6 protein-coding genes are annotated in these 8,338 nt (G+C 46.3%); 5 read left to right on the forward strand and 1 reads right to left on the reverse strand.

The genetic code is table 11. From position 1 onward, the window contains the following. Positions 1 to 41: 41 nt before the first annotated feature. The 5 genes from AB6E85_RS14295 to AB6E85_RS14315 all read left to right on the forward strand — a co-directional run bounded on the left by AB6E85_RS14295 (position 42) and on the right by AB6E85_RS14315 (position 7,543). Positions 42 to 1,469 carry a TolC family protein gene (locus tag AB6E85_RS14295; protein WP_372143093.1) on the forward strand — a complete coding sequence of 476 codons (1,428 nt, stop codon included), beginning with the start codon at positions 42 to 44 and terminating at the stop codon, positions 1,467 to 1,469. Positions 1,470 to 1,479: 10 nt separating this feature from the next. Further along, positions 1,480 to 3,204, forward strand: a complete 1,725-nt coding sequence (locus tag AB6E85_RS14300; RefSeq protein WP_372143086.1) for an efflux RND transporter periplasmic adaptor subunit — start codon at positions 1,480 to 1,482, stop codon at positions 3,202 to 3,204. Next, positions 3,201 to 6,344 (forward strand): efflux RND transporter permease subunit, encoded by a 3,144-nt coding sequence (locus AB6E85_RS14305; RefSeq protein ID WP_372143087.1) that lies wholly within the window; start codon positions 3,201 to 3,203, stop codon positions 6,342 to 6,344. Before AB6E85_RS14300 ends, AB6E85_RS14305 begins: the two co-directional genes overlap by 4 nt. Positions 6,345 to 6,450: 106 nt before the next feature. After that, complete coding sequence (locus tag AB6E85_RS14310; RefSeq protein WP_372143088.1) at positions 6,451 to 6,945, forward strand: cupredoxin family protein; 495 nt, start codon at positions 6,451 to 6,453, stop codon at positions 6,943 to 6,945. A 112-nt stretch (positions 6,946 to 7,057) separates the two neighbouring features. Further along, complete coding sequence (locus AB6E85_RS14315) at positions 7,058 to 7,543, forward strand: hypothetical protein (RefSeq protein ID WP_372143089.1); 486 nt, start codon at positions 7,058 to 7,060, stop codon at positions 7,541 to 7,543. A gap of 160 nt (positions 7,544 to 7,703) precedes the next feature. On the opposite strand, the gene AB6E85_RS14320 is transcribed toward AB6E85_RS14315, so the two are convergent. Continuing rightward, positions 7,704 to 7,961 (reverse strand): hypothetical protein, encoded by a 258-nt coding sequence (locus tag AB6E85_RS14320; RefSeq protein WP_004731488.1) that lies wholly within the window; start codon positions 7,959 to 7,961, stop codon positions 7,704 to 7,706. Positions 7,962 to 8,338 lie beyond the last annotated feature (377 nt).

The following is an 8,338-nucleotide window of genomic DNA, read 5'->3' on the forward strand; positions in this document are numbered from 1 at the left end:
GATGCGCTAATTAGCGCTAGATATGGACATTCATTGTGAATATGAAACCAACAACCTCTGTGTTTGTCATGAACACGAGCTTAGTGGTTGCTGCTACCTTGCCTATGGCCTTGTTTTCAAGTGCTACGCTCGCGGCTACCACGGCGTCAGCTTCAAATGCTCAACACATTTCAGCACATGACCAAGCAAGCTCGACGCAGCAACTCAATACACTGATTGAGATTGCTTTAAGCGAAGATGGAAATCGCAAACAGTACTTTGCTCAGTCTCAAGCGATGCGAGAAACGGGCATTGCCAGCTCGACCTTAATGGACCCGAAATTGAAAGTTGGATTTGGTGGTTTGCCTGTCGATAGCTTTCAATTCGACGAAGACCCGATGACTAATATATCGGTAGGGTTGATGCAGCAGTTTGAGCGTGGCGATACGCTTAACCTCCAACAGAAAAAGGCAGGCCAACAGGCAGATGCTTTAGCTTTGCAGGTGCAAGCAAGAGAATTGACGGTTGCGAATAGCATGACGCAGCTTTGGCTTGAGTTAGGTTATCAGCAAAAGGCTGAGTCGGTGATTCGTCAAAATCGTCGTTTGTTGGTTGAGCTTGAAAACTATGTACAAACCAACTACTCGATTGGTAAAAGTGAAGCGCAAGATCTGCTTAATGCTCAGCTCCAAGTGAGCAAGCTTGATGAGAAACTTCAGGCAAACCAGCAGGTTCAGCGCCGCTTAATCTCTCAGCTTTCTGAATGGTTGGGTTCTGATTGGCTAGGCTCTCAGATTCTTGATTCTCAGGGCACACTGAATGCAACTAACCAAATCGATTGGTCGTTGTTGGAAAGCAAATTAGCGACCAATATCGATTCAACCAAGCACTACCAGCTGCTGACTGACCATCCTTTGGTTAAGATCTCCGATGTCAGTATTTCCTCCAATCAAACTAAGGTTGAGTTAGCCGAGCAAGCTTATACCCCGCAGTTTGGGGTGGAAGTGATGTATGCACACCGTCAAGCCAATAACATGGCAGGTGAACCTGCTTCTGATCTGGTGAGTGCTTATCTGACAGTCGACATCCCGCTGTTTACAGGGAACCGACAAGATAAAAACTTATCGGCTGCTCAGTATCAAGTTGGTGCGGCTAAATCTCAAAAAGACACCTTACTTTCCCAAATGAACGCGCAAGTGAATGCATTGCTGGTGGACAGATCAAATCTGATCCAGCGATTAGATCGCTATCAAACGTCCTTGCTTCCTCAAACCGCAGCCCGAATCAGCGCGGTTGAGAGGGGCTATCAAAACAATACCGCCCAGTTTAACGATGTCATTTCAGCAACGACCGATGAGCTGGCGCTTCAGTTAGAGCAACAACGTTTGATCACCGATCTCAACATCGTTAACAGCAAACTGGCGGCGTTAGTCAGTGGCTTTGAATACCAAGTGAACCAACCACAACTTGCAACCACAGAGAATCAGTAAGGGATACATAATGAGTTCAGTAAAAGTAGCAACAATCGCTTTATTGGTCGGTGGTGCATTGGGTTTTAGTGTGAACCATTTTCTAATTAATCCAGCACACGACATGTCAGCAATGGCAACGAGTACAGAAGCCAGCGATGAACCTTTGTATTGGGTAGCTCCGATGGACCCAAATTATCAGCGTGATAAGCCAGGTCAATCGCCAATGGGGATGGATCTTATCCCTGTGTATGCAGACGATGTGAACGACGGAGCCAAAGATAAGCCCGGAACCGTGTTTATTGATTCTTCGGTGGAAAATAACCTTGGCGTGAAAACCGCACAAGTCACAAGAGAAGCGCTATCACCGCGCATTGAAACGGTTGGCTACGTGGCATTTGATGAAAGTGCGCTATGGCAAACCAACGTGCGTGTTTCTGGTTGGGTGGAAAAACTCTCTATTAACGCAGTGGGTGAGAAGGTAAACAAAGGTGATGTGCTTTTCACACTCTATTCTCCAGAGCTTGTTAAAGCACAAGAAGAGTTGATCAGTGCTTATAAAACGGGTCGTAAAGGTTTGATCAAAGGCTCGACTGAACGCTTAATTACCTTGGGTGTTGATAAGACGCAAATCCGCGCTATTACGCGCAAAGGCAAAGCCTCACAAACCATTGAAGTCAAAGCGCCAGCTGATGGTGTCATCGCAAGTTTGAATATCCGAGAAGGTGGTTACCTTTCACCTGCACAAGCGGTGATCAGTGCTGGCCCATTAGGCGAAGTATGGGTTGATGCAGAGGTGTTTGAGCGTCAAGCGCACTGGATCTCGTCAGGCAGCAATGCGGTGATGACGCTAGATGCCATTCCCGGCAAAGAGTGGTTGGGTAATGTCGATTACGTTTACCCAATCCTTGACCCAAAAACTCGAACCTTGCGCGTTCGTTTGAAGTTCTCCAATCCAAATGGTGAGCTTAAGCCAAATATGTTCGCCAATATTGCGTTGAAACCCATCAGTGATGAAGCCGTTCTTACTATCCCAAGATCTTCGGTGATTCACTCCGGTGGTATGACTCGAGTGGTGATGTCAGAAGGTTCTGGCAAGTATCGTTCTGCTCGTATTGAGGTTGGTCGTGAAGCTGGCGAAAAAATAGAGGTGCTTCAAGGGCTAGAGCAAGGCGAAAACATTGTCACTTCTGCGCACTTCATGTTGGATTCTGAATCGAGCCAAACTGCTGATCTTTCACGCATCAATGGTGTTGAAGAAGAAGCTGAAACCGTATGGGCGAACGGTGAAATTTCCGATGTTATGCAAGGCAGTCGCATGGTGACGATTAACCATCAGCCAGTTCCTGAATGGGATTGGCCGGGCATGGTGATGAACTTCACCTTTGCGGAAGGCTTAGACATGAGTGACGTGCAACGTGGTAAGGCAATTGACTTTGAGATGCGAAAGACAGAGTCAGGGCTGTACGAGGTTGTTGATTACAAGGTCAACAAACACAAGATCGCCGGCGAAATTTGGGTAACGGGTGACATCACCATGTTGATGGCTGATTTTGGCATGATCACTGTAAAACATCAGCCAGTCCCCGAGTGGAATTGGAAAGCGGGTGAAATGAATTTCCAAGCCAGTGATGACCTTGATTTATCTGAGTTTACAGAGGGGCAAACCATTCGGTTTCTAGTAGCGAAGCAAGGTTCTGATTATGTGCTCAAATCTCTCGAACCGACGAATAGCACGGGTGAGGGCGAACTATGATCAATGCAATCATTCGCTGGTCTATTAGCAACCGCTTCTTAGTGCTGGTTGCTACTGTAGCCATCGTATTTGGCGGCTTATACAGCGTTAAAAATACACCTGTCGATGCCATTCCGGATTTGTCAGACGTTCAGGTGATCATCAAAACCAGTTATCCGGGGCAAGCGCCACAAGTGGTTGAGGATCAGGTGACTTATCCATTGACCACCGCCATGTTAGCTGTACCGGGTGCTGAAACGGTTCGTGGCTACTCGTTCTTTGGTGATTCCTATGTCTATATCATCTTCAATGACGATACCGATATGTACTGGGCGCGTTCACGAGTGTTGGAGTACTTAAGCCAAGTTGCACCTAACTTGCCTTCGAGTGCTAAGCCAACACTAGGGCCAGATGCAACCGGTGTGGGCTGGGTTTACAGCTACGTGTTGCAAGATAAAACCGGTCAGCACGACTTAGCGGAACTTCGGAGTTTGCAAGATTGGTTCTTGAAGTATGAATTGCAAACCGTAGAAGGCGTGTCTGAAGTGGCGACCGTTGGCGGAATGGTGAAGCAGTACCAAGTGCAGATTGATCCGGCCAAGTTACGTGCTTACGACCTGACGCTTCAGCAAGTCAATATGGCAATCCAAGATGGTAACCAAGAAACCGGTGCGTCTGTTGTTGAGATTGCGGAAGCCGAGCACATGGTTCGTACCACCGGTTACCTGACAAGCATCGAAGACATTCAATCTCTGCCGCTAAAAGTGACCGACAAGGGTACTCCGCTGCTATTAGGTGACATTGCTGACATCAACCTTGGCCCGCAAATGCGTCGTGGTATCTCTGAGCTGAATGGTGAAGGTGAAGCGGTTGGCGGCGTTATCGTGATGCGCTTTGGTGAAAATGCCAGTGAAGTGATCGACTCGGTGAAATCCAAGCTCGCTGAACTGCAAGCAGGCTTACCTGATGGTGTCGAGATTGTCGCGACTTATGACCGTTCTACTTTGATTGATTCAGCCGTTGAAAACCTTTGGAAGAAGCTGGCTGAAGAGTTCATCGTGGTCGCTGTAGTGTGTGCGCTGTTCTTGTTCCATATCCGCTCATCACTGGTTATCGCACTAAGTCTGCCGGTTGGTATCTTAGGCGCATTCATTGTGATGCATTGGCAGGGTATCAACGCCAATATCATGTCTCTTGGCGGGATCGCGATTGCGATTGGTGCCATGGTGGATGGTGCCATCGTGATGATTGAGAACGTTCATAAACACATTGAACGGACTCCGCTGACTGATAAAAACCGTTGGCAAGTGATTGGTAAGGCAGCAGAAGAAGTCGGCGCACCGCTGTTCTTCTCTCTGATTATCATTACCTTGAGTTTTGTGCCTGTGTTCGCGCTAGAAGGGCAAGAGGGCAAGATGTTCTCGCCACTTGCGTTTACCAAGACGTATGCGATGGCCGCTGCCGCTGGTTTGGCTATCACGCTTGTGCCTGTGCTAATGGGTTACTTCATTCGCGGCAACGTGCTACCTGAACACAAGAACCCAGTGAACCGCAGCTTAGTTGCGATGTATAAACCATTGCTCAACCTAAGCCTAAAGTATCCAAAAGTGATGATCGTGATTGCACTGGGTTTGATGGCTTCTGCGTATTACCCAACCAGTAAGCTTGGCAGCGAGTTCATCCCTCCTTTGGACGAAGGGGATTTGATGTACATGCCAACCACCTATCCAGGCATCTCAATAGGTAAGGCTCGTGAGTTGTTGCAACAAACCAACAAGCTCATTAAAACCATTCCAGAAGTCGAAACCACGTGGGGCAAAATTGGTCGAGCAGAGACGGCAACCGATCCTGCACCGTTAACCATGATTGAAACCGTGATTCAGCTTAAACCGCGAGATGAGTGGCGTGACGGTGTCACTACTGAGTCTCTGCGTAAAGAGTTTGATGATCTGATTCAATTCCCAGGTTTAACTAATGCGTGGGTTATGCCTATCAAAACCCGTATCGACATGTTAGCGACCGGTATTAAAACTCCAATCGGTATCAAAATCGCTGGCCCAGAGCTGAGCGTGATTGAAGATATTGGTTCGCAACTTGAACCCATCCTCAACAGCGTGAGTGGTACGGCTTCTGTCTACGCCGAGCGTGTTGCGGGCGGTCGTTACGTGACGATAGACATTAAACGTCGCTCGGCTGCGCGATATGGCTTGAGCATTAAAGAAGTGCAACAGGTTATCTCGACTGCGGTTGGTGGCATGAACGTGGGTGAAACCGTTGAGGGGCTAGAGCGTTACCCAATTAATGTCCGTTATCCACAAAGCTATCGTGATTCTGTCGTTAAGCTGCAAAACCTGCCGTTAGTGACACCAAATGGAGCGCGAATTGCTTTGTCTGATGTTGCAGACATTCGCTATGAAGATGGACCACCAATGATTAAGACGGAGAACGCGCGTCCTAATGGTTGGGTGTTTGTTGATATCGAAGGTCGCGACCTTGGTTCTTATGTGGCAGAGGCGCAAAAAGTCGTTACCGATCAAATCGTCTTACCTGCGGGTTATTCATTGGCGTGGTCTGGTCAATACGAATACATGGAGCGTGCGAAGGAGCGTTTGAGTGTCGTTGTGCCAATCACAATCGCCATCATCATGTTGTTGCTCTACCTAAGCTTCCGCCGTGTCGGTGAGGTGATGATGATCATGCTGACATTGCCACTCGCAATGGTTGGTGGCCTATGGTTGATGCATGTCCTCAATTACAACTTCTCCATTGCGGTGGGTGTGGGCTTTATCGCCCTTGCCGGGGTTGCTGTTGAGATAGGTGTGATCATGTTGGTCTACCTAAACCAAGCATGGCACTACAAGAAATTGGATGCGGAGCAGAACCAGCAAGCACTTCAGAGTGAAGACTTAACGGATGCGATTCGTGAGGGCGCAGGACTGCGTGTTCGCCCAGTGATGATGACGGTACTTACCGTGATCATTGGTCTCATTCCAATTATGTATGGTGAGGGAACGGGCTCAGAAGTGATGCAGCGAATTGCTGCGCCAATGATAGGCGGAATGGCGTCTGCACTATTGCTTACCCTACTGGTGTTGCCTGCAATCTTTAAGCTCTGGAAACAGCGTGAGATCACGCACAGCCAAAACGAGACAAACAAATAACGTATTGATTATTAGCCCTTACTTACCAATACAGAGTGAGTAAGGGCGTACCACATGAACATGTGAAACTAACAAATAAATAACTGAATTAATCTAAGGAACGATCATGAAAAAGACACTTATTGCGATTGCACTGACGTTAACTACTGCAACGGCTTTTGCTGAAATGGACCATTCGAATATGGACCACTCAAATATGGATCACTCGATGATGAATATGGAAGGCATGTCTGAAGTGGGTATGCCTGCGACAGGCGCAAAGCCGGATAAAGTGGTTCATGTTCTGCTAAGTGACGATATGAAAATCACATTTAAGAACAAGGTTGATATTGAGCCGAACGACGTGGTGCAGTTCGTTGTGATGAACACAGGCAAGATTGATCACGAATTCTCGATTGGTTCTGCTTCAGAGCAGTTAGAGCACCGTGAAATGATGAAAAACATGGGCAATCACGCTCATGACTCGGGTAGCACAGTGACAGTTAAGCCGGGTAAAGCGAAGCAATTGCTGTGGCATTTCCATGGCGATAATAACGTAGAGTTCGCGTGCAATATTCCTGGTCACGCTGAAGCGGGTATGGTGAAGTCGTTAACGCTATAAGGTGATACACAAGCCATATCTAGTTCAAAGGGATGAGTGCTAGGTATGGCTACCTTGTTTTAGTGCTATTTAGGTATTAGCTTTAAAAGACTATAGGAATAGGAGTTTAAGGATGAATAAGACAGTTCTAGTACTTGCAATAACGGGTGTTTTAATAACGTGGTCGACCCACAGTATTGCTGCTAAACCTGAGTGGGCTGGTAAAGGTAAGCCCGATTTAGAAGAAGTAAAAACGCTCGCTGAGGCTAAAAAAGTTGAAGGCGAAATTGATGTTCGTGAGAAGCAGCTTGATTCAATGATCGAAGAGAAAAATAAGAAAGCGAAAAAAAGTAAGAACAAAAAAGATAAGCAGAAACTAGATAAAGAACTCGACGATTTGGAAGACGAGAAAGAAGCCCTCGAAGAGAGTAAAGAGAAGCTCAAAGATAAGAAAGAAAAGCTCGAAGATGATATGGATAATGACGAAGAAAAGTCGGGATTAGAAAAGCAGAAAGACAAGAAAGCGGAACAAGAGCGTAAAGAAGAAGGAACAGGGTCAGAGAAAGGCCAACAGCAGCGTGAAGAAAACAGCAAAAAGTGGTGGAACTTCTGGGAGTAATGCGAGGGCCTTACATCACCAATTCATTCAACCTATCAGCACAGCTTTGTGTGGCAGCTAAGTCATTGGTTAAACATTATGACCAGTTAAAGATAAGTCTCAACCTGTTCAGGAATACATGAACTAACTTGGATTGGCTGAGGCTTATCTGTAGTTAGAATCACTGTAGCAAGATAGAAGTTTCAAGCAGGTGGTGTGCTTCGCCGCTCAGGTGCGGTAGCTCTGCCATGATCTTTTTAAACTTGTCATCGATTGACTCTGCTTCATTCAGCGATCGAAAAGCCAGTACAGCCTGTTCAGGCTCGCTGTTCACATAACCTTTCAATGTATCTAGCTGAATTTTATTGGCATTTTCAACTTTTGCTAGCGCGACATTAATTGCTTCGATGTTAATTGTTAACTCATTGCTTTTAAACATTTTTTATTATTTATGGGTTGTTGCTAATACGCGCACATTAACACAATGATTTTTGCAGATATTGACCAAGATTATTAAATTGGAACAATTTTGAAAATCATTAAAAGCTGAACTGCAATGTGTGATTTGGATAGGTGTCAGAAATACGAAGCGATTTAAGGAGTTAATAGCTTTGGTTGGTCACTTAGCGTTGATTCGTCAATCTAAGCTTAAATAAAATAAGTTTAATCAGTATAGATTTAATGACTGTGGACTTAGCAAACGGCGAAAATTTTTGAATAGGGTATCGCTGGAAGAAAGTGCTTAATGAAGCTTAAAGAGAAGTTGGAGCGTGCAGCGGGAATCGAACCCGCATCATCAGCTTGGAAGGCTGAGGT

The sequence above is a fragment of the Vibrio sp. 10N.247.311.51 genome, assembly GCF_041467855.1.
GTDB lineage: Bacteria > Pseudomonadota > Gammaproteobacteria > Enterobacterales > Vibrionaceae > Vibrio > Vibrio coralliirubri.